A 23546-nucleotide genomic window follows, 5' to 3' on the forward strand; every position below is an offset into this window, starting at 1 on the left:
GGATGCGGCTCGCGGTGATCCCAGGTGACGGGATCGGGCCCGAGGTGGTCTCCGAGGCGCTGAAGGTGCTCGGCGAGGTAGTACCGACGGCGGAGATCACGAACTACGACCTCGGCGCCGCCCGATGGCACTCGACCGGCGAGCTGCTCCCGGAGTCGGTCCTCGGCGAGCTCCGCCAGCACGACGCGATCCTGCTGGGCGCGGTCGGCGACCCGACGGTGCCGAGCGGAATCCTCGAGCGCGGCCTGCTGCTGCGCCTGCGGTTCGAAATGGACCACCACGTCAACCTGCGCCCGGCGCGGTTGTACCCGGGGGTCCGGGGACCGCTGGCCGACGCGGGCGACGTCGACATGGTCGTCGTGCGCGAAGGCACCGAAGGGCCGTATGCGGGCACTGGCGGTCTGATCCGCAAGGACACCGAGCACGAAATCGCGACGGAAGTCAGCGTCAACACGGCGTTCGGCGTCCGGCGCGTGGTGGCGGACGCGTTCAACCGCGCCGAGGGCCGCCCGCGCAAGCACCTGACGCTGGTGCACAAGACGAACGTGCTCTCGTTCGCCGGGTCGCTGTGGTCGCGGATCGTCGAAGAGGTTTCGCTGGAGCACCCGGAGGTGACGGTCGCGTACTCCCACGTGGACGCGGCGACGATCCACCTGGTGACGGACCCGTCCCGGTTCGACGTGATCGTGACGGACAACCTGTTCGGCGACATCATCACCGACCTCGCGGCCGCGGTGACCGGCGGCATCGGCCTGGCGGCCAGCGGCAACCTGGACATGACCCGCCGCAACCCGAGCATGTTCGAGCCGGTCCACGGTTCGGCGCCGGACATCGCGGGCCAGGGGCTCGCGGACCCGACGGCGGCGGTGCTGTCGGTGGCGTTGCTGCTGGACCACCTGGGCCAGAAGGAAGCGGCGCGGCGGATCGAGGCTTCCGTGGCGTTCGACCTCGCGACGCGGGACCAGTCCTCGCCGGGGGCCACCCAGGCGATCGGCGACCGGCTCGCGGCGCTGGTGTCGTCCAACGTGCGGACGGCCGGCTGAGTTTTCGGGGAAGCCCCGCGCCCTTGGTGGGTGCGGGGCTTTTTCGTGTCCGCCGCATGACCTGAACGACTCGTTCACGACGTCCGACGACAGGAACGAGTCGTTCAGGACATCCGGAAAGCTCGCCATGGCGGGGTTGTCCACAGCTCCGCCGCGATGTGGACAACTCGGCGGCCGGCGGGCTTTCCGGCCGGTTCTGTCGGCGGCCGCCGGTAGACTGGACCGGGGTCAGCCCCCAGGGAGCGGTGGGGCATGGTCGGTGGGGGAACCGGCGAATTCGAAGCGCCCCTTGGCGATGCCGAGCCGGCGTGAACGGCAACGCTGAAACACAACTGGCACCCCACCCAGACCCCCGATACGAAGCCAGAACACGGCCGGGAGTGCCGGGTCAAGGCACGCTTTCCCGCCTTGACGCGGTGCTGCCGGCCGTAGTCACAATCGGGCTTCGGGGTGGTGGGCCACTGAGCTGCTGACCACCGGCGGGTTCCCGGATGGTGGGAGCTTGGCCCAGTTCCTGGACTCGCCCGCAATCGTTGTGGCATGATGCGACCGTGACCAGCTTCGCGATCATTATCGCCGAGCGCGCCGGACGATAGCTCCACAAGAGCACCCGGCGCGCAACCTCTCGCACCCTGCGGGAGGTTTTTTTGTTGCCTTGAAACGCCAGGAACACGCTAGGAGAAGACCGTGACCCGCAAGGAGCCCGCCGATACCCCGCTCGGCGACGCCTTCCACCTCTACGACACGACGCTCCGGGACGGGGCGCAGCGGGAGGGCATTTCCTACTCCGTCCAGGACAAGCTCGCCGTCGCGCGGCTGCTGGACGAGCTCGGTGTCGGGTTCATCGAAGGCGGCTGGCCCGGGGCTCTCCCCAAGGACACGGAGTTCTTCGCCCGCGCCGCGAAGGGCGAACTCGACCTGAAGCACGCGGCCCTCGTCGCGTTCGGGGCCACGCGCAAGGCCGGCACCACCGCCGATGCCGATCCGCAGGTGCGGGCGCTGCTCGACAGCGAGGCGCCGGTCGTCACGCTCGTCGCCAAGTCCGATCTGCGGCACATCGAACGCGCCCTGCGGGTCGACGTCGACGAGGCCTGCGCCATGGTCCGGGACACCGTCGAGTTCCTCACGAACGAAGGCCGGCGGGTGTTCCTCGACGCCGAGCACTTCTTCGACGGCTACGCGTTTTCCCCCGACACCTCACTCAAGGTTCTCGACGCGGCCGCCCACGCCGGTGCCGACGTCCTCGTGCTCTGCGACACCAACGGCGGCCAGCTTCCGCTCGGTCTCGCCGAGACCGTCCGGAGCATCAAGGAAAAGACCGGGTTCCGCCTCGGAATCCACTGTCAGGACGACACTTCCTGCGCCGTGGCGAACTCCGTCGCCGCGGTGCAGGCCGGCGCGACGCACGTCCAGTGCACCGCCAACGGTTACGGGGAACGGGCCGGCAACGCCGACCTCTTCGCCGTGACGGGAAATCTGGTGACCAAGCTCGGCATGGACGTCCTCCCGACCGGAGGCGCCGCCGAACTCACCCGGGTCTCCCATGCCCTTGCCGAAATCGCGAACCTCGCCCCCTACACCCACCAGGCCTACGTAGGGGCGTCGGCCTTCGCCCACAAGGCGGGACTGCACGCGAGCGCGATCAAGGTGGATCCGTTGCTGTACAACCACATCGATCCAGCTTCCGTCGGCAACGACATGCGGGTACTGGTCACCGAGATGGCCGGCAGGGCCAGCCTCGAGCTCAAGGGACGTGAGCTCGGGGTCGACCTTGCCGGCCGGCCCGAGGCACTCACCAGCGCCATCACGAAGGTCAAGCGCCTCGAAGCCGAAGGCTGGTCCTTCGAGGCCGCCGACGCCTCCCTGGAACTCCTGCTGCGCCAGGAAGCCGACGTCCCCGTCGAAGCGCCGTTCCAGCTCGAGTCCTACCGCGTGGTGCTCGACCACCGCCCCGACGGCGAGGTCATGGCCGAGGCCACGGTCAAGGTGCACGTCGGCGGGCAGCGCGTCATCGCCACCGCCGAGGGCATCGGCCCGGTGCACGCCCTCGACGCCGCCCTGCGGAAGGCGCTGTCGCCGCACCTGTCCTGGTTGGACAGTGTGGAGCTGGCCGACTACAAGGTGCGCATCCTCCAGGGCCACCCGGGCACCGACGCGGTGACGCGCGTGCTGGTCGAGAGCACCGACGGCGAACGCGAGTGGACCACCGTCGGCGTGCACGGCAACATCGTCGAGGCCAGCTGGCTGGCCCTGTGCGACGCGCTCGTGCACAAGAGCACCACCGTGGCCTGAAGGGGTGGGCGGGCGCACGTAGACTGGCCGCGTGCGCCTAGCCCGAATTGCTCATCCCGGTGGTGTCGCGTTCGCCTCGATCGAAGGCGACGGTGACGACGCCCAGGTCCTCGAAATCGCCGAACACCCCTTCGGCCAGCCGAACTTCACCGGCAAGCGGTGGCCGCTGGCCGACGTCCGGCTGCTCGCGCCGATCCTGCCGTCGAAGGTGATCGCCGTCGGCCGCAACTACGCCAAGCACGCGGCCGAGTTCGGCAACGAGGTGCCCGCCGAGCCCATGCTGTTCATCAAGCCGTCGACCACGGTCATCGGCCCGAACGCGCCCATCCGCCGCCCGTCCGGCGTCGGCCGGGTCGACTTCGAGGGCGAGCTGGCCATCGTCATCGGCCAGCCGGTCAAGAACGTCCCCGCGGCCCGTGCCGCGAGCGCGATCCTCGGCTACACCGTCGCGAACGACGTCAGCGCCCGCGATCTGCAGAAGTCCGACGGCCAGTGGGGCCGCGCGAAGGGCTTCGACTCGTTCTGCCCGCTCGGGCCGTGGATCGAGACGTCGCTCGACGCGTCCGACCTGGCGCTGAAGTCCGAGGTCGACGGCGAGCTCAAGCAGGATGGCCGGACTTCGGACCTCGTCCACAAGATCCCCGAGCTGGTCGAGTTCGTCTCCGGCGTCATGACGCTCCTGCCCGGCGACGTCATCCTCACCGGCACCCCCGAGGGCGTCGGCCCGATCGAGGGTGGCCAGAGCGTCTCGATCACCATCGAAGGCATCGGCACCCTGACCAACCCGGTCGAGAACGTCTAACCCCTCGCCACCGGCTCCATCGGCCGCCGGGCGAACGCCGGAGCGTGCTCCGGCCGCAGCCCGAGGCCGAGGAGCCGGGCCGGGAGGTACGACAGCCGCGGGAACCGCGCGAACGCCTTGATCATCGGCGTCGGCGGGCCGTTGCGCTTGCCGCTCATCACCCCGCGCACGACGGTCCGGTGCATCAGGCGCTGCAGGCCCTGCACCAGCAACGTCGGCGCGAGCCGCCGCGCGCGCACCTTCGCCAGGTCCGCTTCGGTGGGACGGCCCCGGCGCAGCGGCTCGGCCAGCAGCGTCGCCGCCGCGACCGCGTCCTGCACCGCCAGGTTGATGCCGACGCCGCCGATCGGCGACATCGCGTGCGCCGCGTCGCCGATGCAGAGCAGCCCGTCGACGTGCCACTTGCGCAGCAGGTTGAGCCGCACGTCGAGGAACTTGACGTCGTCCATCGTCTTCAGCTCGTGCACCCGGTCGGCGAACTCGGGGCAGATCTGCGTCACGTTCTCCCGGAACGCCTCGATGCCCTGGGCACGCAGGTCCTCGCCCTTCGGCGCGAGGTAGGCGACCTGGTAGAAGTCCGGCCGGGGGAGCGGCACCGCGAAGCGCCGGTCCCGCATCTTCGGCATCAGCATGCCGCCCTGCTCCGCCTCTTGGCGGGACAGCCGGAACCACCAGACGTCGAACGGGCAGTCGTACTCGTGGGGCACCAGGCCGGCCTCTCGGCGGGCCAGCGACCACCGGCCGTCCGCGGCGATCACCAGGTCGGCGCGGATTTCGCCGGTCTCGCCACTGGTCGTGCGGTAGGTGATGCCCACGACGCGGCCGTGCTCGCGGACCAGGCCGGTGCACTCGGTCTCCATCCGCTGGACGAAGGTCGGCTCCTTCCGGGCGCTCTCGGCGAGCAGGTCGAGGAAGTCCCACTGCGGCACCATCGCGATGTACGGGTGCGCCACCTTCAGCCGGGTGAAGTCGGCCAGCTTCATCAGCTCGCCGTTCTCCTGGGGGAACCCCGCCGCGGTCAGCTCGCTGTGCGGCAGCGCGTCGAACTTCTCGCCGAGCCCCAGTTCGTCGAGCAGGGTGAGCGTCGACGGGTGCACCGTGTCGCCGCGGAAGTCGCGCAGGAAGTCGGCGTGCTTCTCCAGCACTGTCACCTCGACGCCGGCCCGGGCCAGCAGAAGTCCCGCGACCATCCCGGCCGGCCCGCCACCGATGACGACGCAGGTCGTGCGCTCGGTCATCTCGACCATCTCCCTTATTCATCACTTGTTGAATAACCTGAGGATGCACCCTCGCGAGGCCGGCGTCAAGCGGTGTGGCGAGGGATACGCTGATCGGGCGACGAGCGGGGTGCCGGTGGTCCGTCCGTGTCCTCGTGTGTTTCATCCGCGTTTCGCGGAGGGCCGGGGGCGAGAAACCGTCCAAACGCGACCGTTCGGCGGAGCTGGTCCACCATCGTGGGTACGGCTTCGCCCCCGGACTGCTGACGGACCCTTGTGGACAGACGAATTCCCCTTGGGTGGCAAGGGTTTCCGGCCGGAAAGCGCCGGCACCGGCCGGTCCGCGGCGAGGTGCGCCGCGGGCGGCGCGCCGTGGCCGGATAACCAAAAGAAGACGGTTCGCCAACTGGGAGTAGAGCCGGTGCGCCGGAACAGGCGAGCGGCAATCACCTCTTTGGCAGCGTCGCGAACGCGGCGGTTGCCCTAGCCTCACTGGGTGGATTTCGCCCTGGCACCCCGGACCCCTTCGCGAACCGCCCCGCCCGCCGCGGTGGCGCACGAACCCTGGGCGCCCCCCGAGCTCCGGCTGGTGTGCCTGGACATCGACGACACGCTCATCGACTGCACCGCCGCGATCCGCCGCAGCCTCCACATCCTCACCGGCCGGGGCGATCTGTGGCCGTTGTGGGACTTGATCACCGAAGAGCACGTCGCCCTGGTCGTCGCCGGCGAGCTCGACTACGCCACGATGCACCAGCGGCGCACGGACTGCTTCCTCGCCGAGATCGGCATCTTGGCCGACGCCGAGCAGGTCAGTTCCTTCGAGCGTCGCCGAAGAGAGCTGCTCGACCACTCGTGGCAACTGTTCGACGACGTCATCCCCTGCCTGGAGTGGCTGCGCACGGCCGGGCTGACCTTGGCCGCCGTGACGAACGCCTCGGGCGTCCACCAGCGGAAGAAGATCGCCGACCTGGGCCTGGCGCCGTTCTTCGACCACATCGCCATCGCCGGCGAGCTGGGGGTGGCGAAACCCGATCCGGTGATGTTCCACACGGTCTGCCTCGGCATGGGCTGCGCACCGGCCCAGGCGGTCCACGTGGGGGACAAACTGGACACCGACGCGATCGGCGCCCGCGACGCGGGCCTCGGCGCGGTGTGGCTCGACCGCGACGGCATTGGCGAGCGCGCGCCCGAAGGCGTCCACACCGTCGCCGGCCTCGCCGAGCTGCCTGAGCTGCTGGTTTCGGAGTACGCCACGATCGGGGTCCCCGCCCAGCGCGGCACGGGCACCCCCGCGTTCACCGTCCGGAACGGCGTGCTCTAGTATTTCTCCTCGTGCGGTGCTGAACCGGCCAGCCGGGGCGGTACCTCACTGGGGTATGGTGTAATTGGCAGCACGACTGGTTCTGGTCCAGTTAGTCTAGGTTCGAGTCCTGGTACCCCAGCTGCGGAGAGTGACCCCCCTGCGGGGCGAGAAATCGCCTCTGGTAAGTTCTCTCCAGCAAGAAAAACAGAAAAGCCCCTGGGAAACCAGGGAAGATCCTAAGCCCCCGTCGTCTAGCGGCCTAGGACGCCGGCCTCTCACGCCGGTAGCGTGGGTTCGAATCCCATCGGGGGTACCAGCAACACTCCGAACTCGGTTGGTCGATCTTCGACCAGCCGTGTTTGTCGTTTCCGGGCCGCCCGCTTCGGCCGGAAACGCTTTCACCGCAAGGAATCGGACGCCGATCGCGCATCCCTCGCCTCGAGTGCATTGTGGACGCCGCCCGGTCGGCGGTAAGGATCCGGTCAGCTCGGCGCACAGGTCTCCGGGGCACCGTGAGAGCCGTCCACGACCCCGGAGCGTGGACTCCGCTCGGACAACGGAGGAGATACGCATGCGTCGATCCACCAGGCCCCTCGTCACGCGGGCCGTGAAAACGCTGCTCGCCATGACCCTGCTGGTCGCCGGCTTCGGGGTGGCTGCCCCCGCCGTGGCGTCCGCGGCCCCGGCGAACACCGCGGTCACCGCCGCCGCGGCCCCGATGGCCGGGAGCTTGAGCGCGGCTCCGCGGACCGCCGCGAGTGCTGTCTTCACCTGCAACTACTTCTCGCGGTCGCCTTTCGTGGTCGTCGACTTCACCTGCCAGGTCACCTCGGGGGCCATCCGCGTCTACATCATCTGCTTCAACGGATCGCGGTACAACAGCGCGCCGCTGCCCGCGGTGGGGACCTACAACGTCCGCCTCAGCTGTCCCGTGGGGCGGGTGAACCTCCTCGGCTGGGAGTCCCTCACCTAGGCCGAGCCGTCGGGTCCGGGACGCCGGACCCGACCGCCGCGGCGTAGCCGCGCAACAGCGCGTGGCAGCTGTAGTGGCCGGGAGCCTGCTCGGTGAGGACGTTGGCGAGCGTCAGCTCGGCCAGCAGCGGCTCGACCCGGTCGGCCGGGATCCCGGCGAGGCTCGCCGCGGCCGCGACGGTGACGTCCGGCCCGGGAGATGCGCCCAGCAGGCGGAACAGCCGGCGCGCCCCCGGGCTCAAGGCGGCGTAGGACCAGGAAAGCACGCTGTGGAGGTCGGTTCCCGGGTCGTCGCCGGACAGGGCCGACAGCCGGGACCGCGCGTCGCGAAGCTCCCGGGCCAGGACGGCGAGCCGGAGCCGGGGCCGGGCCGCGGCCCGGGCGGCCGCGATCGCGAGGGCCAGCGGCAACCGCTCGCACGCCGTGACGATCCCGGCGACCGCCGCGGGTTCGGCGTCCGTGCGGGTCCGGCCCAGCCGGGCTGCCAGCAACTGCCGTGCCTCGGCGTGGGACAGCAGGTCCAGCGGGAGGAGACGGGCCCCGTGCGCGGCGACGAGCCCGGTCAGTGTCGTGCGGCTGGACACCAGGACGAGGCAGCCGGCCGTGCCCGGGAGCAACGGCCGCACCTGCTCGGCGTCGCGGGCGTTGTCGAGCACGACGAGCATCCGCCGTCCCGCCAGCAGACTGCGGTAGAGCGCGGCCCGGCCGTCCAGGCCGGCGGGCACGCGCGCGGCGGGAACGCCGAGGCCGTCGAGGAGCAGCCGCGTCGCCTCCGCCGGATCCGTCGCCTGCCCGCTCCGGTCGAACCCGCGCAGGTTCACGTACAGCTGCCCGTCGGGGAACCGGGCGCGGACGCGGTGGGCCCAGTGCACGGTGAGCGCGGTCTTGCCGACGCCCGCGGTCCCCGACACCGTGATCACGCGCTCGGCGGCCAGCTCGTCGAGGCGGGCGATCTCCGCGCGGCGGCCGGCGAACCCCGCGACGTCGGCCGGGAGCTGGGCCGGCACGACCAGGGGACCGTCCGCGGCCGGCGGCACCGGCAGGGGTTCCCCGGCCAGCAGCGCCCGCCGCAGGGAAAGCAGCTCGGGGCCGGGCGAGACGCCCAGTTCCCGGCGCAGCCGGTCGCAGGCGGCCCGGCACTCGGCGATCGCTTCGCCGGTCCGGTGGCCGGCCGCCAGGGCCCGGACGAGTTCCGCGGTCAGCCGTTCCGCGTGCGGGTGGTCGTCGGCCAGGTCCCGCAGCACCGGGACGACGGCGCCGGGCCGGCCGAGGCGCAACGCGGCGCGGGCCCAGGCGACCACCGCGTCCAGCCGTTCGGACTGCCAGCTGTCCCGCTGCCGCGCCGCCCAGTCGCCGCCGAGACCGGCCAGCGGCGTGTCCTGCCACAGTTCCTGTGCCTCGGCCAGGAGCGCGACGCGCTCGGTGTCGGGACAGCCGGGACGGCGGGCGGCTCCGGTGAGCCGGCGGAACCGGTGGAGGTCCACCTGGCCCGGGTCCACGTGCAGGACGTACCCGCCGGGCTGCCACGACACCGGCGGCTCGGGCGCGCCGGCACCGGCGAGTACCTTGCGCAGCCCGGCGATGCGCGTCCAGACCGCCTGGTGGGCCTGCGCCGGCGGGTGGTCGCCCCACACCCGGTCGATCAGCTTCGCGACCGGTACCGGCCGGGGCGCGGCGACGGCCAGGACCGCCAGCATCAGCCGCAGCTGCCGCCGTCCGGTCGGCACCGGCGTCCGGTGGGTCAGCACCGCCACCGGGCCCAGCAGCCGGATCTCCATCCCGCAACCCCCTGTGCGCTCGTCGAAATCCGGCGACGAGTCTGCCCCGGCCCGCTTTGGTGATGCATTGGTCCGCAGGTCAGCCGGTGGGCCGGCCCACGACGAGCCGCAGGTCGCGGGGCTCGAGCCCGGCCAGGTGACGGCGGACCCGGTCCGCGTCGGCCGTGCGCTGCTGGACCCGGTACAGCTCCAGCGCCCGTTGCCAGGACCGGCGCGCGCACTCGGTCTCGCCGAGTGCGAGGTGGGTTGCTCCGGTGAAATCCAGCACGGTGCCTTCGTAGTAGGTGTTGCCGACCTCGCGCAGCAGGGCGACGGCGTCGCGGTAGAGGGCGAGGGCGTGCCGAGGCGGGCCGGTGTGCTGGGTGATGAAGCCGAGGATTCCCGTTGCCAGCCCTTCGTCCTCGCGGTACCCGTGCCGGCGCGCCGACTCGAGCGCGGCCTCGGTGTTCACGCGGGCTTCCGTGAAGTCGCCGAGCCGGGCCAAGTACCAGCCCGACACCGTCAGCTCCCGCGTTACGCCGGCCGGCATGCCGAGGGCGCGGTAGAGCCGCAGTGCCTCGCCGGCGTGCTCCAGCGCCCGGTCGTCCGCCCCGCGCAGCGACCACGACCAGCCCAGCGCGTGGTGGGTGTACGCCTGCCCGGCGAGATCACCGCTCCGCTCGGCCAGCGCGAGGTGGCGCCGGGCTTCGGCGTGCCGCCCCAGCTCGGCGAAGATCGCCCCGAGGAGCTGGTGGGTGCCGGTGTGCACGGCGGGGTCGTCGAGCTCGTTCGCGGCTTCCTGCCCGGACTTCCACGCGGCGAGCGCGGCCTCGAAGCGCCCCTGCCGGTACAGGAACGTCGTCTGCAGCCAAGCCAGCTGCCACCGGACGACCGGCCGGCCCTGCGCCGCGGCCAGCCGCTGGACGGCGAGCAGGTTGTGCTGTTCGGCCGCGAACCAGGCGAGCGCCGACGGCTGGTCGGCCAGCGCGAGGACCTGGCAGCCCGGATGCGGTTCGCCGAGCCGGATCGGCGGGAGCAGCGGCTGCAGCAGCCGGTCCCCGGCGTGCGCGGTGTGCAGGTAGAAGTCGGTGAGCCGGCGCAGCGCGGCCGTGCGGACCGCGGCCGGAAGATCGGCTTCGGCGCGCTGCGCCGCGTCCAGCCGGATCAGGTCGTGCATCCGGAAGCGGCCGGGAACGTGTTGCTGCACAAGGGAAGCCTGTTCCAGCTCACGTAGGAGGCCCAGGGTGCCGGCGGCCGGCTTCGCGAGCAGGCAGGCCGCCGCGGGCACGCCGATGTCCGGTCCGGCGGCGAGTCCCAGCAGGCCGAACGCGGCGGCGGCTTCGCCGGAAAGGGCGTGGTACGACCACGAGAGCACGGCACGCAGGTTGACGTCGGCGTCGGCGGTGTCCAGCGCGGCGAGCCGCCCGGTTTCGTCGCGCAACTCGGCGGCCAGCGCGGCGAGCGGGAACCCGGGGTGCCGGCCGGCGCGGGCCGCCACGATGCCGATCGCCAGGGGAAGGCCCGCGCAGTGGCCGAGGAGTTCGGCGACGGCACCGGGATCGGCGGTGACGCCGTGCCGGCCGAGGTGCCCGGTCAGCAGCTGCCGCGCCTCCGCGCCGGTCAGCACGTCGAGGGCGAGCGACCGGGCACCGTGCGCGGTGACCAGGCCGTCGAGCCGGTGGCGGCTGGTGACGAGCACCACGCACGCCGGGCTGCCCGGCAGGAGGGGCACGACCTGCCCGGTGGTGCGGGCGTTGTCGAGCACGATCAGCATCCGTTTGCCCGCGAGCACACTGCGGTACAGCCCGAGCTGTGCCTCCCATTCCGGCGGCGTGGCTTCGGCCGCGACGCCGAGGGCGTCGAGGAATCCCCGCAGCGCCGTGGCCGGCGGCACCGGTTCGCCACCGGGGTCGAAGCCGCGCAGGTTCACGTACAGCTGCCCGTCGGGGAACGACGCGGCGTGCTCGTGGGCCCAGTGCAGCGCCAGCCACGTCTTGCCGATGCCGCCGGGACCGTTGACGACGACCAGGGGCACGCCCGCGCTCCCGGGCTCGGTCAGCGTGGCGGTGACGTCGGCGAGCTCGGCGGCCCGGCCCGTGAACGACCGTGGGGCGGCGGGCAGCTGGCGCGGCACGGGCACGGCCGGGCTCCGCCCGACGGCCAGCGCCGGGTCCGTGGTGAGGATCCGCTGGTGCAGGCGCCGCAGCGCGGGACCCGGATCGGTGCCGAGCTCGCCGGCCAGCCGTTCGCGGACGCGCCGGTAGTGCTCGAGGGCGTCGGCCGCGCGGCCGGTGCGGTAGAGCGCGAGCATCAGCTGCCCGGCCAGCCGTTCGTCCAGGGGTTCGTCGCGGGCCCGCTCGGCCAGGCCGGGCAGCAGCTCGGCGTGCTTTCCCTGGCGGAGCCGGATGTCGGCGAGGTCGAGCTCGGCGGCCCGGCGCCGCTGGACGAGCGTCGCCCGGAATTCGGCCAGCCACGGGACATCCGAGCCGGCGAAGGGTTCGCCGTGCCACAACCGAAGTGCTTCGTCGAGCAACGCGGCGGCGCGCGGGCTGTCACCGGCCGTCCGCGCGTCCGCGAGCAGCCGGTCGAACCGGTGCAGGTCGACGGTGCCGGGGTCGGTGGTGAGCTGGTAACCCGGGTGCCGCCAGGTGATCGAGAAACCCGGCACGGGCGCGAGCGCGGCGCGCAGCAGGGCGACGCTGTGCTGGAGCGCCCCGCGCGGCCGCCGCGGCAGGCGCCGGTCGCTCCACACGCGGTCGATCAGCCGGTCGGCCGCCACGACGTGGTTCGCCTCGACGAGCAGCAACGCCAGCACGGATCGCAGTTGCGCGTAACCGAGGTCGATCGGTTCCCCGGCCAGCCGCGCTTCGACGCGGCCGAGCAGCCGGAACTCCACCGTCGCCGAGCCGCCCCCCGCTGCCACCGGTCCAGCCTCGCGGATCCCGGCCCCGGGGCTCAACCGTTACCCCGGGATACGCCCAGGACGACGATGATCGCGCAACCGGCGGGCAACCGGAGTGGGCGACGCCCGGGTGGGGGTTCGTCGCGTCCTGCCGGGTGAAGAGGCAGTACCGCGGCGCGATCGGGTGGTCTCCTGGTTGGGCCTTTCCGCTGTGCGGCAGTTCCGTGTGTTCCGAAGTGACGGACGACAAAAGGATCGCCCATGTGCAGTTATGCGCTCGACAACGCAGCCGCCGAAACCGCGGACCGCTTCACCGCCCTCGAATTCTGCTACGACGCGGCCACCGAGAAGTCCTTGCGGCAGACCGGACTCACCACCGGGTGGAGCTGCCTGGAAATCGGCGCCGGCGGCGGCTCGATCGCACTGTGGCTGTCGGACATGGCCGGGGCCGGCGGGCGGGTCACCGTCACCGACATCGCGCCCGGTCAGGCGAAGCCGGAACTCCTGACGCGGGCGGGCGTCCGCGTGCTGCGGCACGACGTGGTCGAGGACGCCCTGCCGGAGGCGGAGCTCGATCTCGTCCACGCCCGCCTCGTGCGCCGGCGCTTTCCGGAAAGTGATCCTTTCCCGGTGTGTGCCGGTGGCGGCGGCCGTCGACATCCCCGCCACCTACCTGCGCGGGCGGGCCGCCAACACGCCGGCCCGCTCCTTCCCCATCAGGTCCGGTACGACGGCCGCCGCGGGGTTCTGTCCCGAGACCGTCCTCGAAGCCGGCCCCGACCGGGTCGTCTCGACCCGGCCGCTGGCCGGTACCCGGGCGCTCGGTGCCGACGCCTGCGTGCCGGCGTCGGTCGTGGCGAACGAACTGCTTTCGGTCGAGGAACGGGGGAGCGTGCAGCACCTCGCGTCGCGGGTCAGCGGGACGCTCTCCGGCGGCCAGACCGCTTGGGACGCCCTGGAAGCGGTCTTCCCCGGGGTCACCGCTTCGGGCATTCCCAAGGCCGAGGCGCGCGAGTACATCGCCCGCACCGAACCGAGCCCCCGCGGGCTGTACGCGGGAGTCGTCCTGACGGCGTCCAGCGACGGCGCTCTCGACGCCGGCCTGGTCCTGCGCGCGGTGTTCGAAACGGACGGGCGGTGGTGGCTGCGCGCGGGCGCGGGCATCATCGCCGAATCACGGCCCGATCGGGAATACGAAGAAACCTGCGAAAAGCTGCGCAGTGTCGCACCCTATCTCGTTCCCGGCCGGCGGCGTGCCCTTTGAGGCGGCCTTTCCCGCCCCAAGGCCGGTAGCGCGCCGGGGGTGATCTTGGGTTTCCTTTTCCCAGGAGCCGATCCGGTCGGCTCTCCGGCAGAGGGAATCCACCATGACCGGTTACGCCGGAATGGACCGCGCCCGTTATCCGGGTCCGGTCACCATGCAGAAACTCATGAGCGAAACGAATCTCTACTGGACGGGCTACTACCTGACCCCGGCCCCGTCGCAGGGCCACCCCCTCGGCTGGATGGGCACGCGGCCGCGGCTGGCGGACATGGGCTGGGGCTTCGCTCCGGTCTACGTCGGACAGCAGGATCCCGCGGCGGGAACGGGGAACAGCACGATCCTGACGTCCGCACAAGGCGGCATCGACGCCGAGAACGCCGTCGCGCTCGCTTCGGGCGAAGGCTTCGGAACCGGCTCGGCCGTCTTTCTCGACGTCGAGATCGGCGGCCCGGTCAGCCAGGCGAACCTGGACTACATCGGCGCCTGGCTGGAGGGGGTGTTCTCGGCCGGCTACACCGGCGGCGTCTACGGCAACGCCGCTTCCCGGGTCACCGACCAGGTGCGTGCCCTCGATTCCCGGGCGCTCCTCTGGGGGATCGGGCTCGGCCGCTACTCCGCCCCGGCCGCGACGACGCCGCCCTACCCCGAGCCCGACCCGGCCGGGTGCGGCTTCGCCGACGCGTCGCTGTGGCAGCTGCTGCAAGGCAGTGTGCTGCGGGACGCGAACGGGACCGCCCTGAAGGACGACTTCGGCGCGCCGCTGACGATCGACCTCGACAGCGCCCTGAGCCGTGACCCGTCGTCGCTCACCACGCCGCCGTCGGCGACCGTGCCCGAGGTGGCGTCGGTCAGCCCGGACAGCGGCGGCCAGGCGGGCGGGGAGCAGATCACCGTGCGCGGGAGCGGGTTCACGAACGCGACGGCCGTCGGGTTCGGCGACACCGGCTCGCCGGACTTCGTCGTGGCGTCCGACGAAGAACTCACCGCCGTCGCCCCGCCGGGGACCGGGAACGTCGAAATCTCCGTCTTCGGCCCGGGAGGCGTCTCGGCGCCGAACTCCCCGTCCGACGAATACGCCTACCTCAGCTGATCACCCGAGCCAGAAACGGATCCGTCATGACCGCTCCACTCACCGCCGCCGGCCCGCTTTTCGGCCCCGACTTCGTGCTCGTCGTCGCCAACGACGAAAACGGCGTCCCGCAGACGCTGCAGATCTACCCGGACGCCAACAACCTCGCTCTCCGTTCCGCGGGCCTGCCGGCGCAGTACTACTGGCAGCCCGCGCGCATTCAGCTCGCGAAAAAGCCGTCCGCTCCCGAGGACTTCGACTTCGGGATGACGATCTTCAAGGGCCTGATGACGTCGGAGACCACCGTCGGCACCGAGGACGAGACGGAAATCGGCGGTGGTTTCTGCACCTTCACCACGACGCTCGGGATTTCCGAGAGCGTCATCGCGAACGCCCTGAAGGCGCTCAAGGAGGGGCAGCATTCCGCGCCGGTGCCCCGGATCTCCGGGCTCTTCTTCGACCACGGCCCGAACGACCCGGACCCGCTGCTGGGCCCGGTCACGGTGCTCGAAAACACCGTCACGATCAACGTGCCGCTTCCCGACACCGAGACCCAGGCGAAGGCACCGCTCTACTTCAACGCGCAGGGCGGCGGCAAGGGGTCCATCGAAGAACACGGCTTCAGCTCGTTCCTGGTGACCCTGAACGAATACGCGGCGGGCATCGTGGCCGGCGGCCTGAAGAACGGCAACCCGCCCTTCCTGGTCACCGCGAGCCTGCACGAGATCTTCTACGTCAACCAGGCCACCGTCACCGTGCACGTCGACGTGGACAAGGTCTACGACGCCGTGTCCTTCGCCGCCGGCGGCGGCATCTTCGGCGGCATCTTCAGCGCCACGCTCGAACACAGCTATTCGAGCCTGATCACCAGCGGCGGCATCCGGGTCGAGATCGAGAGCAACGACGCCGTCATGAGCCCCGAGGCCAAGCAGTGGCTGATGAAGAACGCCGACGACATGCGCACGGCGGCCTTCAACCTGGTCAAGCAGGAGATCTTCGACTGGAAGCCCAACGAGCTGGCGCCGGCCAACCTCGGCAGTGACCGCGGCTGGTTCAGCAGCATCTTCGGCGGTGCCTCGGTATCGCTGAAGTCGACCTACCAGCGCCGCGGGCTGAAGTTCGACCAGCAGATCTCCCTCAAGGGAACGATGTCGGCCACCCACACCGTCTCCGGCGATCTCACCGACCTCGGGCCCGCGGTCAAGGCCCACCTGGAGCGCTACCTGGCCGTCGTCGACATCGGCGAGTACTTCAAGAAGATCCAGGTGGCCGGGGCGAGCGCGGTCAACTTCGGCGAGAAGCTGCCGGACGGCACCGATCTGCGGGACCCGATCCAGTCGGTCCAGCTCGAGGTCAGCTACCCCGACTACTCGGCCGCGCAGAACGGGCAGGTGAACCTGGTCACCCAGGCGCAGGGGCAGCACTACCTGCTCGGCCAGCCCGGGCAGAAGGGGCCGACGCAGCTGGCGATGTGGACGAAGGACAACCCCCGCGACATCGTCAACATCTCGGCCCTGCGCCTGGACAAGGACCTGCCGAACTGGCCGGCGGACCAGGTGAAGCTGACCAAGACCATCGTCTTCGACGGCGACGACCCCCGGGTCGAGCTCGCCGACGGCACCAGCGTCTACACCATCGTGACGACCGGGACCGCGCACGCGCCGAAGCTGACGGCCGACGAGGTCGGGTACGTCTTCGTCCGGTTCCTGCCCGACCGGGTCCTGCAGAAGGACAACATCACCATCACGGTGACCGCGCGGATCGGCGCCCGGACGGACACGATCACGATCACCAAGCAGAACCAGAAGGTCGCGCTCTGGGAGATCTTCTCCGACAAGTACGTGAACGAGACGTCGTTCAGCTACGGCCTGCAGGTCGAGGTGACCGGCCCGAACTTCACCGACGAGCCGGTCGTGTGGGGCACCACCACGCCGATCACCGTGCCGCTCAACAGCGGCCGCCTCAAGTGCCTCAACCCGCTGCGGCTGGTCCTGCCGGCGCCGCCGTCGGACAAGGTCGACGTGATCAACACCTACATCAAGAACTACCCGGTGAGCTGACCATGACCACGACCGGCCGCCTGACCACCGGCGTGACGGTCTCGTCGACGATGCTGGAGGCGGCGGGCATCACCGCCGGCTCCGGCACGTCGAGCGGGACGCTGCCGCCGGGAACGTCCATTCCGGACCCGAGTGACGCCGCGATCATCTGGTGGGTGCCCGAATACGTGCTCGCCACCGACCCCGACACGGCCTTCGCCTTCACCGCCCACCAGGACGACGCCGACGCGCAGGGCAACCCGTTCGCGACCGCCGAACTCACGCTGTCCCTGCGGAAACTGCCCACGCCGTCGGGCGGCGAGGCGATGCTGGCGGCCGTGTCCGACGGCGGCGATCCGGGCGGTGGTGTCCGCGAGCCCGACCCGACCTACCGGGACCTGCCGCTCAGCAGTGCCGCGGCCGTGCTTTCCCTGCCCTACCGCGACTCCGGCGGAAACCTCCAGGCACTGACGTTCCCAGGGCAGGTCACGACCTCCGGCGACGGTCTCGTCGTCACGGTCAAAGGCCTGCTCGGCAGTACCGTCATCCTCGCCTACACGGCGCTGACCGCCACCGGCGACATCAGCGTCGAGCTCGACTGCGCCTACCCCGGCCTGCCCGGCAAGGGCCGCACACACGTCGACTACCTCGTCCCGCCCGCGCTCGCCGCGGACGACCCGGGGGTCGGCGCGCAGCCGAGCCTGCTCAACGGCAACCGGACGACGTTCGCGATCGGGCTGAAGTACGCGTCGCCGTCCTACACCCCGCGCTACACCGTCACGGCGGGCGGCGCCACGGCGACGATCACCAGCGCGGCCCAGCTGAAGAACTTCGACGTCCGCCAGTCGGAGTACTTCGAGGTGACCGCGCTCGGCGACATCGCCTCGAAGTACCCCTCGTTCCGGGCGCTCTACCTCGGCTCGGTCAGCGGCACGGCCTTGGCCGTTCCGGCGGCGTACGGCACGATCCGCGGCCGCGACGGGTGCGCCCAGGAGTGCGACGCCGTGCTGGACGCGGGGGCGAGCGGCGGCTGCACGTTCCAGCTGTCGTTCGACCTCGGCCCGGTGGTCGACCCGGTCGACCTGGAACGGCTGCGGGCCGACCTGGCGGCCGCACCGCTGGTCCGCGGCCGGTGGACCTACCTGACCATGCCGTCCCTTGTGGACACTCGAAGCCCGCTGGCGTTCTCTTCGCCGCTGGTGGACCACGTCGTCTTCACCGGCGGGGTCGCGCCGCAGACCTTCGCGCTGACCGCGTCCATCGGCGACGGCGGCGACGGCCTCCCGGCCATCGTCAAGGCCAACCTGGTCCTGAAGCAATTGTGCAGCCCGGTCACCGAGCCGCTGGTGGGGCGGTTCGCGCTGCGGCTCGACGAGGCCCACGAGGAGACGATCCCGGCGACGGTGGTGCTGAACCTGCGCACCACCGCGGGATCCGACGGCGACATCGCGGTCGACGTGACCGACCCCGCGGCACCGGTCGTCCGCAACGCGATGCCCAGGACCGGTCTCCGCCTGACCGGGTTCGCCGCGCGCACCGGCGGCGTGCTCACGACGACCGCGCTGGACACCGTCCTGGCACCGGGGGAGACCGCCAAGCTGGCTCCGCCGCCGGACACCGACGCGATCTTCGTCCGGCGCACGCTGGCGGTGCCGAACCCGCTCCCACCGGGCGCGCTGACCGACTACGTGACGGTCAACACCGAGACCGTGCAGGCCGCCCACCACGTGATCGGGCTCAACGCGACCGGCGTGGACTTCGCCAGGGCGAAGCTCAAGGAGATCGCCGTGGCCGTCACGCTGACCGGGCTGCCCGACCTGGCCGTCCCGGTCCTGCACCTCGCCCCGGGCGCCCAGGCGGCGAGCACCCAGGTCGACATCCCGATCCTCTACGGCCTGACCGAGGTGGCCGCGGCGCTCGCGATCACCCTGGTCAGCTCGGAACCCGGGACCGCCGATCGCCGGGTGAGCCTCACCCACGACTTCGGTGAGCACCCGATCCGCGTCCTGACCAGGGGCGAGCTCGGCTTGCCCGGATGACTCACGCCGGGCGCGGATCCCCGTAGCGGTCGGCGATCGCGGCGGCGCGGTCGCGCAGGGCGGTGCGCAACGACGTCGGCGCCAGGGCTTCCGCGTCCGTGCCGAGCTGCCACAGCGCCCACTCGGCGTGCCGCGAATCCTGGAACGTCACTTCCAGCCGCAGCCGGCCGTCCGCCTCCGGTTCCTCGGCGCGGACCGCCACCGCGGTGTTCAGCAGGTCCTCCCGCCGGGCCGGGTGGACCAGGACGAGCACGGCGAGGTGGCCGTCGGCGAGGAACCGCGCACAGCGCTCGCGCCAGATCCGGGCCAGGTCCACCCGGTTCGGCCGCTCGGCCGGCTCGGGGAGGTCTTCGGCGGCCAGCACCCGCGAAAGCCGGTAGGTGCGGTCCTCACCGGATCGCGTGGCCAGCAGGTACGTCCGTTCGCGGACGGTCACCAGGCCGATCGGGTCCACCGTGCGCCACCGGGGTTCGGAGTCCGTGGCGGCGTAGTGGATGCGGAGCTTGTGCCCGGCGAGCACCGCGCGCCGGACCGTGAGCATCGTCCCGCCGGGTAGTTGTTCGGTGACCGCCCGGCGGGAGAGCAGGTCCGTCTCCGGCTCGACGAGGAACCGCTGGGCCGCGTCGTTCGCGGTGACCCGGTGGCTTTCGGGCAACGCGTCGACCACCTTGCGCATCGCCGAGGCGAGCGCCGGGCCGAGGCCGAACACCTGCTCGCGTCCCGATCCGGTGGTCAGCAAGGCCAGGGCCTCGTCGTGGTTCAGCCCGGTGAGCTCGGTCCGGAACCCGGGCAGCAACGCGAAACCGCCGTGCCGGCCGCGTTCGGCGTAGACCGGGACACCCGCCGCGGACAGCGCCTCGATGTCGCGGAGCACCGTCCGGGTGGACACCTCCAGCTCGCGGGCCAGCGCGTCCGCGGTCAGCCGGCCGCGCCGGCGCAGCAGGAGCACCAGCGAAACCAGCCGGTCGGCGCGCATGCGGAAACCCTAGCGAAATCACGACACAGGATGTCGTGATTCGCCGAGAGGCTTCCCGCGGGTATCCGATGATCCGAATGGAGCTGAAGTGGCAGTCGAACGAACCGCGGTCAACCCGGTGACGTGGTCACTGGGGATGGGGTTCAACCAGGGCGAGCTCGTTTCCGGGCACACCCGGACCCTGTACTGCTCGGGGCAGACCGCGATGAACGGCGAGGGCAAGCCGGAGCACGACGGCGACCTGGCCGCGCAGCTGGCGCTGAGCCTCGACAACCTGGAGGCCGTGCTCGCCGAGGCCGGCATGTCGCTGGCGAACCTCGTCCGGCTGAACGTCTACACCACCGACGTCGACCTGCTGTTCCCGCACTACGGCGTGCTGGCGGCGCGGCTGGGCGCCGCCGGGGTGGCACCGGCCACGACGATGCTCGGGGTGACCCGGCTGGCGATCCCCGGCCAGCTGGTCGAGCTGGAGGGCACCGCCGTCGCCTGAGGCGACCATCCACTGTGGACATCGCTGCTCCCGGGGGCGGCCGGGCCTTGACACACGGTCCTTGTCATTCATACATTCGATGTCCGGTTGTATGAATGACGTGGGGAGTTGGTCCGCATGCGGCTCGGCAAGACCGCCGTCGTCCTCGGGGGCAGTGCCGCCGGTCTGTGCGCCGCCGGGGCGCTCGCCGGGCACTTCGACCGGGTGCTGGTCCTGGAACGCGACGAGCTCCCGGCCGGTGCCGAACACCGCCGCGGCGTGCCGCAGAGCAAGCACCCGCACTTCCTGCTGAACTCGGGACGGCGGGCGATCGGCGCGCTCTTCCCCGGCTTCGAGGACGACCTCATCGCCGCCGGCGGGCTGCACCTGATGCCGTCCATGGACGCCGCCTACCTCGACGGCGAGGGGTGGTCGGCCCGCAAGCGCGGGTCGATGACCATGGTCTACGGCTCCCGGATCCTCATCGAGCGGGTGTTGCGCGACAAGGTGCGGGAGCTGGCCAACGTCGTCGTCCGCGAGGGAGTCACGGTCACCGGTCTGACCACGCGGGACGGCGGCGTCACCGGGGTCGACTTCACCGCCGCCACCGGCGACGAGCACGTCGACGCCGACTTCGTGGTGGACGCGCTGGGCCGTGGTTCCTCGGTGGGCGACTGGCTGGCGGCGGCGGGCTGGCCCCGGCCGGAAGTCCAGACCCTCGACGCCAAGGTGACCTACACCTCGCGCTGGTACGAGCTGCCGGCGCGGCGGCCCGCGTCCTGGTGGTGGCGGCACCTGGTGATCATGCCGACCCCGGACAAGGGCGAACACCCCGCCGAGCACGAGTTCCTGGTCAACTTCTTCCCGATCGAAGGCAACCGCGTCATCGCCTGCATGGGTTCGTGGGGCCTGGAAATGCCTCGGACTCCCGACACCTTCGTGGAAACCGCGCGCCGGGTGCGGACGCCGTTGTTCGCCGCCGCGATGGACCGGTGCGAGCCCGTCTCGGAAGTCCACCTGACCCGCTCGACCGGCAACAAGTGGCGGCGCTACGACCGCCTCCGCACCCCGCCGGCCGGCTTGGTGTTCGTCGGCGACTCGATCTGCGCGTTCAACCCGTTCTACGCCCAGGGGATCAGCTCGGCCGCGGCGTCGGCCCTGTTGCTGCGCGACCACCTCGCCCGCGCCGGGCGGCTCGACCCGGGGTTCTCCGCGCGGTTCCTCGCCGCGCAGCGCAAGCTGCTCCGCGTGCCGTGGCGCTTGGCGATGGCCAGGGACCAGGGTTACGCGTGCGCGGTGGGCACCGAGCAGCTGCCGGAGTGGCGGCGGCGGATCGTCGCGGCCGTGTCCGCTCCGGCGTTCAGCCTCATCGTGGGGGCCGCCCGCGAGTACGACGTGGTCGACGAGCACTTCGCCAAGGTGTTCAACCTCGACGAGTCGCTGGGGGAGATGATGCGCAACCCGCGCGTGCTCGCCGGGCTCGTGCGCTACCGCGTCCGGGCGGCACTGGGCAGGCACCGCGTCCCCTTCGGATTCGACCCGCAGGCCGAACCGCCGGCCACGGACTACTCGCCCGGCGCCCGCGAAAGCACCGCGACGACGGCGGCCGCGCGGTGAGCGCCGGGTGCGGGCCGGAGGCCGACGCCGTCACCCGCGGCCTCGGCTTCGACTGCCACGACGTCGCGCCGGTGGTGTCCGTCCGCCCGCCGTGGGCCCTCGCCCACTGGACGATGCCGCTGCTGGAGGTGCTCGTCGTCGGCGGCGCGGTTTTCGCGCTGGTGCACGCGGTGCGGCGGCACCGCGCGGGCGACCCGGTCAACCTGGCGCTGTGGTTCGCCTCGCTGGTCTACCTGTTCGTCACCGAACCGCCGCTGTACTTCCCGGAGTGGTTCGGCCTCGACCGGCTGTACGGCTTCATCTTCGCCCACAACCGGTTCACCGTGCAGTTCATGGGGGACCGGCTGCCGCTCTACATCGTGGCGTTCTACCCGGCGTTCAGCCAGCTCGCCTACGAGCTCGTCCGGTCGTTGGGGATCTTCCGGCGTCGCGGCGCCCTGGCCGGCTCGGTCGCCGTCGCCTTTGCCTGCCAGGTGTTCTACGAGGTCTTCGACCAGCTCGGCCCGCAGCTGAAGTGGTGGGCCTGGAACCCGGGCAACGACGTCGTCAACCATCCCGCGCTGGCGTCGGTGCCGATGACGAGCATGCTGCTGTTCGCGTCCGTTTCCCTGGCGGCCATGACGTATCTGGTCGTGCGCCTGACCGGCGGTGGTCCGCGTCGCGGGTGGCCGCTGGTGTGGCGCACCTCGGCGGCCGGCGTCCTCACCCCGCCGGCCATGGCGGTCGCCGGCATCCCGTCGAGCCTGGCCGGCACGAACACCACCGCGCGGGCCTGGATCCTCGGCGTCGAACTGGGTCTGGTCTGGCTGGCCGGCGCCGGGATCGTCGGCTCGCACCTGCGGTCCCCGGACCGCGGGCCGGCCGAACCGTTGTCCGCCTTCGCCCGCTTCTACCCGGCCGGCTACCTCGGGGGGATGGCGGTGTTCTGGATCGGCGCCCTCCCGGCGTACTTCGCCGCTCACGACGGCGTCACCGATGAGGGCACCCCGATCGGGAGCGGGCTCTACGCGCTCGCCTGCTTCGCCGGGGCCGGGCTGCTGCTGGTCGCGCTGTACCGCGAGGCGCACGCCAAGGCCCCTGCTCCGGCCTGAACGGCCGTGCTCGGGGAAGATGGAGTGCATGGGGCACCACGGATGGCAGGGCAACCCGCCCGGCACGGAAGACGAGGCACGCCGCCGGATCGTCGAAGCGGCGACGGCGTGCCTCGACCGCGTCGGCCTGGCCAAGACCAGCCTGTCCGACGTCGCCGCCGAGGCCGGCGTGACCCGGCAGACCGTCTACCGCTACTTCCCGAGCCTCAAAGACATCCTCCGCGCGGTCGCCCTGGCCGGGGTCGAAGAGTTCGCCGGGCGGATGGAACGCCACCTGGCCCGGTTCGGCAGCGCCGCCGAGGCCGCGGTCGAGTCCGTGGTGTACGCCGTCCGGACTGTCCCCGGTGAGCCCCACCTGGGGCTTCTGCTGCAGGCGGGCGAAGCCGACTTCTTCACCGACGGGGTCATTTCCCCCTTGGCGTTTTCGTTCGGCGCGCGGATCCTCCGCAACGTGCCGGTCGACTGGGCGGGTGCGGGGATCGAAACCGAGGACGACCTGCGGGGGCTCGCCGAAGTCCTGATGCGGCTCTTCATGTCTTTCCTGCAGTACCCGTCGGCACCGGCACTCACCGACGACGGGCTGCGGGCGCTGGTCCGCCGGTGGATCGGACCGGCCCTGCGCGGGTGATTCCGCCGCGCGCGGAAATCCTGCGGAAAACTTCGCGAACTTCGCGGAGCCGACGGCGGTGGT

The 23546-nt window shown here is 71.6% G+C and carries 17 protein-coding genes and 2 tRNA genes; 15 read left to right on the forward strand and 4 right to left on the reverse strand.

Translation table 11 applies throughout. The annotated features are described in order from the left end of the window. Nucleotides 1-2: 2 nt before the first annotated feature. From AB0G28_RS20885 to AB0G28_RS20895, 3 genes are all read left to right on the forward strand, one after another. The gene (locus tag AB0G28_RS20885) at nt 3-1043 is read left to right on the forward strand and encodes a 3-isopropylmalate dehydrogenase (protein WP_361091065.1); all 1041 of its coding nucleotides are present in this window, start codon (nt 3-5) and stop codon (nt 1041-1043) included. 687 nt (nt 1044-1730) lie between these two features. Then, nucleotides 1731-3335, forward strand: coding sequence for a citramalate synthase (gene cimA / locus AB0G28_RS20890; protein WP_361091068.1), 1605 nt, complete (start codon nt 1731-1733; stop codon nt 3333-3335). Nucleotides 3336-3366: 31 nt separating this feature from the next. Continuing rightward, nucleotides 3367-4137, forward strand: coding sequence for a fumarylacetoacetate hydrolase family protein (locus AB0G28_RS20895; protein ID WP_361091071.1), 771 nt, complete (start codon nt 3367-3369; stop codon nt 4135-4137). Here the strand turns inward: AB0G28_RS20895 and AB0G28_RS20900 are convergent. Beyond that, nucleotides 4134-5384: an FAD-dependent oxidoreductase gene (locus AB0G28_RS20900; protein ID WP_361091074.1), complete on the reverse strand. Its 1251-nt coding sequence runs from the start codon at nt 5382-5384 to the stop codon at nt 4134-4136. The genes AB0G28_RS20895 and AB0G28_RS20900 overlap by 4 nt on opposite strands. Before the next feature lie 559 nt (nt 5385-5943). On the opposite strand from AB0G28_RS20900, the gene AB0G28_RS20905 reads away from it, so the two are divergent. From AB0G28_RS20905 to AB0G28_RS20920, 4 genes are all read left to right on the forward strand, one after another. Continuing rightward, nucleotides 5944-6678 (forward strand): HAD family hydrolase, encoded by a 735-nt coding sequence (locus tag AB0G28_RS20905; protein WP_361091166.1) that lies wholly within the window; start codon nt 5944-5946, stop codon nt 6676-6678. 49 nt (nt 6679-6727) lie between these two features. Then, nucleotides 6728-6799 (forward strand) — tRNA-Gln (locus tag AB0G28_RS20910). 101 nt (nt 6800-6900) lie between these two features. Beyond that, nucleotides 6901-6976 (forward strand) — tRNA-Glu (locus AB0G28_RS20915). Nucleotides 6977-7231: 255 nt separating this feature from the next. Then, entirely contained in the window at nt 7232-7633 is a 402-nt protein-coding gene (locus AB0G28_RS20920; protein ID WP_361091077.1) for a hypothetical protein, read from the forward strand. Here the strand turns inward: AB0G28_RS20920 and AB0G28_RS20925 are convergent. Both AB0G28_RS20925 and AB0G28_RS20930 read right to left on the reverse strand, forming a co-directional pair. After that, nucleotides 7626-9410 carry a BTAD domain-containing putative transcriptional regulator gene (locus AB0G28_RS20925; RefSeq protein WP_361091080.1) on the reverse strand — a complete coding sequence of 595 codons (1785 nt, stop codon included), beginning with the start codon at nt 9408-9410 and terminating at the stop codon, nt 7626-7628. The genes AB0G28_RS20920 and AB0G28_RS20925 overlap by 8 nt on opposite strands. Nucleotides 9411-9489: 79 nt before the next feature. Then, complete coding sequence (locus tag AB0G28_RS20930) at nt 9490-12312, reverse strand: BTAD domain-containing putative transcriptional regulator (protein ID WP_361091083.1); 2823 nt, start codon at nt 12310-12312, stop codon at nt 9490-9492. A 553-nt stretch (nt 12313-12865) separates the two neighbouring features. Between AB0G28_RS20930 and AB0G28_RS20935 the strand changes: the two genes are divergently transcribed. From AB0G28_RS20935 to AB0G28_RS20950, 4 genes are all read left to right on the forward strand, one after another. Beyond that, entirely contained in the window at nt 12866-13555 is a 690-nt protein-coding gene (locus AB0G28_RS20935) for a chorismate-binding protein (RefSeq protein ID WP_361091169.1), read from the forward strand. A 166-nt stretch (nt 13556-13721) separates the two neighbouring features. Further along, entirely contained in the window at nt 13722-14645 is a 924-nt protein-coding gene (locus AB0G28_RS20940) for a glycoside hydrolase domain-containing protein (RefSeq protein ID WP_361091086.1), read from the forward strand. 26 nt (nt 14646-14671) lie between these two features. Further along, nucleotides 14672-16684, forward strand: coding sequence for a hypothetical protein (locus AB0G28_RS20945; RefSeq protein WP_361091089.1), 2013 nt, complete (start codon nt 14672-14674; stop codon nt 16682-16684). Nucleotides 16685-16686: 2 nt separating this feature from the next. Beyond that, nucleotides 16687-18702: a hypothetical protein gene (locus tag AB0G28_RS20950; protein ID WP_361091092.1), complete on the forward strand. Its 2016-nt coding sequence runs from the start codon at nt 16687-16689 to the stop codon at nt 18700-18702. Between the two features lies 1 nt (nt 18703). Here AB0G28_RS20950 and AB0G28_RS20955 read toward each other — a convergent pair whose 3' ends face one another. Beyond that, the gene (locus AB0G28_RS20955) at nt 18704-19678 is read right to left on the reverse strand and encodes a WYL domain-containing protein (protein WP_361091095.1); all 975 of its coding nucleotides are present in this window, start codon (nt 19676-19678) and stop codon (nt 18704-18706) included. A 136-nt stretch (nt 19679-19814) separates the two neighbouring features. On the opposite strand from AB0G28_RS20955, the gene AB0G28_RS20960 reads away from it, so the two are divergent. The 4 genes from AB0G28_RS20960 (at nt 19815) to AB0G28_RS20975 (ending at nt 23483) form a co-directional block, all read left to right on the forward strand. Continuing rightward, a complete protein-coding gene (locus tag AB0G28_RS20960) occupies nt 19815-20168 on the forward strand; it encodes a RidA family protein (RefSeq protein WP_361091173.1) in 354 nt (117 codons plus the stop codon). Nucleotides 20169-20285: 117 nt separating this feature from the next. Continuing rightward, complete coding sequence (locus AB0G28_RS20965) at nt 20286-21764, forward strand: FAD-dependent monooxygenase (RefSeq protein WP_361091098.1); 1479 nt, start codon at nt 20286-20288, stop codon at nt 21762-21764. Further along, nucleotides 21761-22855 carry a hypothetical protein gene (locus AB0G28_RS20970; RefSeq protein ID WP_361091101.1) on the forward strand — a complete coding sequence of 365 codons (1095 nt, stop codon included), beginning with the start codon at nt 21761-21763 and terminating at the stop codon, nt 22853-22855. The genes AB0G28_RS20965 and AB0G28_RS20970 overlap by 4 nt, the downstream gene beginning before the upstream one ends. A 28-nt stretch (nt 22856-22883) precedes the next feature. Then, a complete protein-coding gene (locus tag AB0G28_RS20975) occupies nt 22884-23483 on the forward strand; it encodes a TetR/AcrR family transcriptional regulator (RefSeq protein ID WP_361091104.1) in 600 nt (199 codons plus the stop codon). The last annotated feature ends 63 nt before the right edge of the window (nt 23484-23546 follow it).

Origin of the sequence: Amycolatopsis sp. NPDC021455 (assembly GCF_040640995.1) — a bacterium.
GTDB lineage: Bacteria > Actinomycetota > Actinomycetes > Mycobacteriales > Pseudonocardiaceae > Amycolatopsis.

Bases quoted from the DNA above. Each gene is read 5' to 3' on its own strand.
- AB0G28_RS20975 (WP_361091104.1), top strand. From the start codon at position 22,884: ATGGGGCACCACGGATGGCAGGGCAACCCGCCCGGCACGGAAGACGAG.
- AB0G28_RS20900 (WP_361091074.1), bottom strand. From the start codon at position 5,384: ATGGTCGAGATGACCGAGCGCACGACCTGCGTCGTCATCGGTGGCGGG.
- AB0G28_RS20920 (WP_361091077.1), top strand. From the start codon at position 7,232: ATGCGTCGATCCACCAGGCCCCTCGTCACGCGGGCCGTGAAAACGCTG.
- AB0G28_RS20960 (WP_361091173.1), top strand. From the start codon at position 19,815: ATGGGGTTCAACCAGGGCGAGCTCGTTTCCGGGCACACCCGGACCCTG.
- AB0G28_RS20945 (WP_361091089.1), top strand. From the start codon at position 14,672: ATGACCGCTCCACTCACCGCCGCCGGCCCGCTTTTCGGCCCCGACTTC.
- AB0G28_RS20940 (WP_361091086.1), top strand. From the start codon at position 13,722: ATGAGCGAAACGAATCTCTACTGGACGGGCTACTACCTGACCCCGGCC.
- AB0G28_RS20885 (WP_361091065.1), top strand. From the start codon at position 3: ATGCGGCTCGCGGTGATCCCAGGTGACGGGATCGGGCCCGAGGTGGTC.
- AB0G28_RS20965 (WP_361091098.1), top strand. From the start codon at position 20,286: ATGCGGCTCGGCAAGACCGCCGTCGTCCTCGGGGGCAGTGCCGCCGGT.
- AB0G28_RS20955 (WP_361091095.1), bottom strand. From the start codon at position 19,678: ATGCGCGCCGACCGGCTGGTTTCGCTGGTGCTCCTGCTGCGCCGGCGC.
- AB0G28_RS20925 (WP_361091080.1), bottom strand. From the start codon at position 9,410: ATGGAGATCCGGCTGCTGGGCCCGGTGGCGGTGCTGACCCACCGGACG.
- AB0G28_RS20950 (WP_361091092.1), top strand. From the start codon at position 16,687: ATGACCACGACCGGCCGCCTGACCACCGGCGTGACGGTCTCGTCGACG.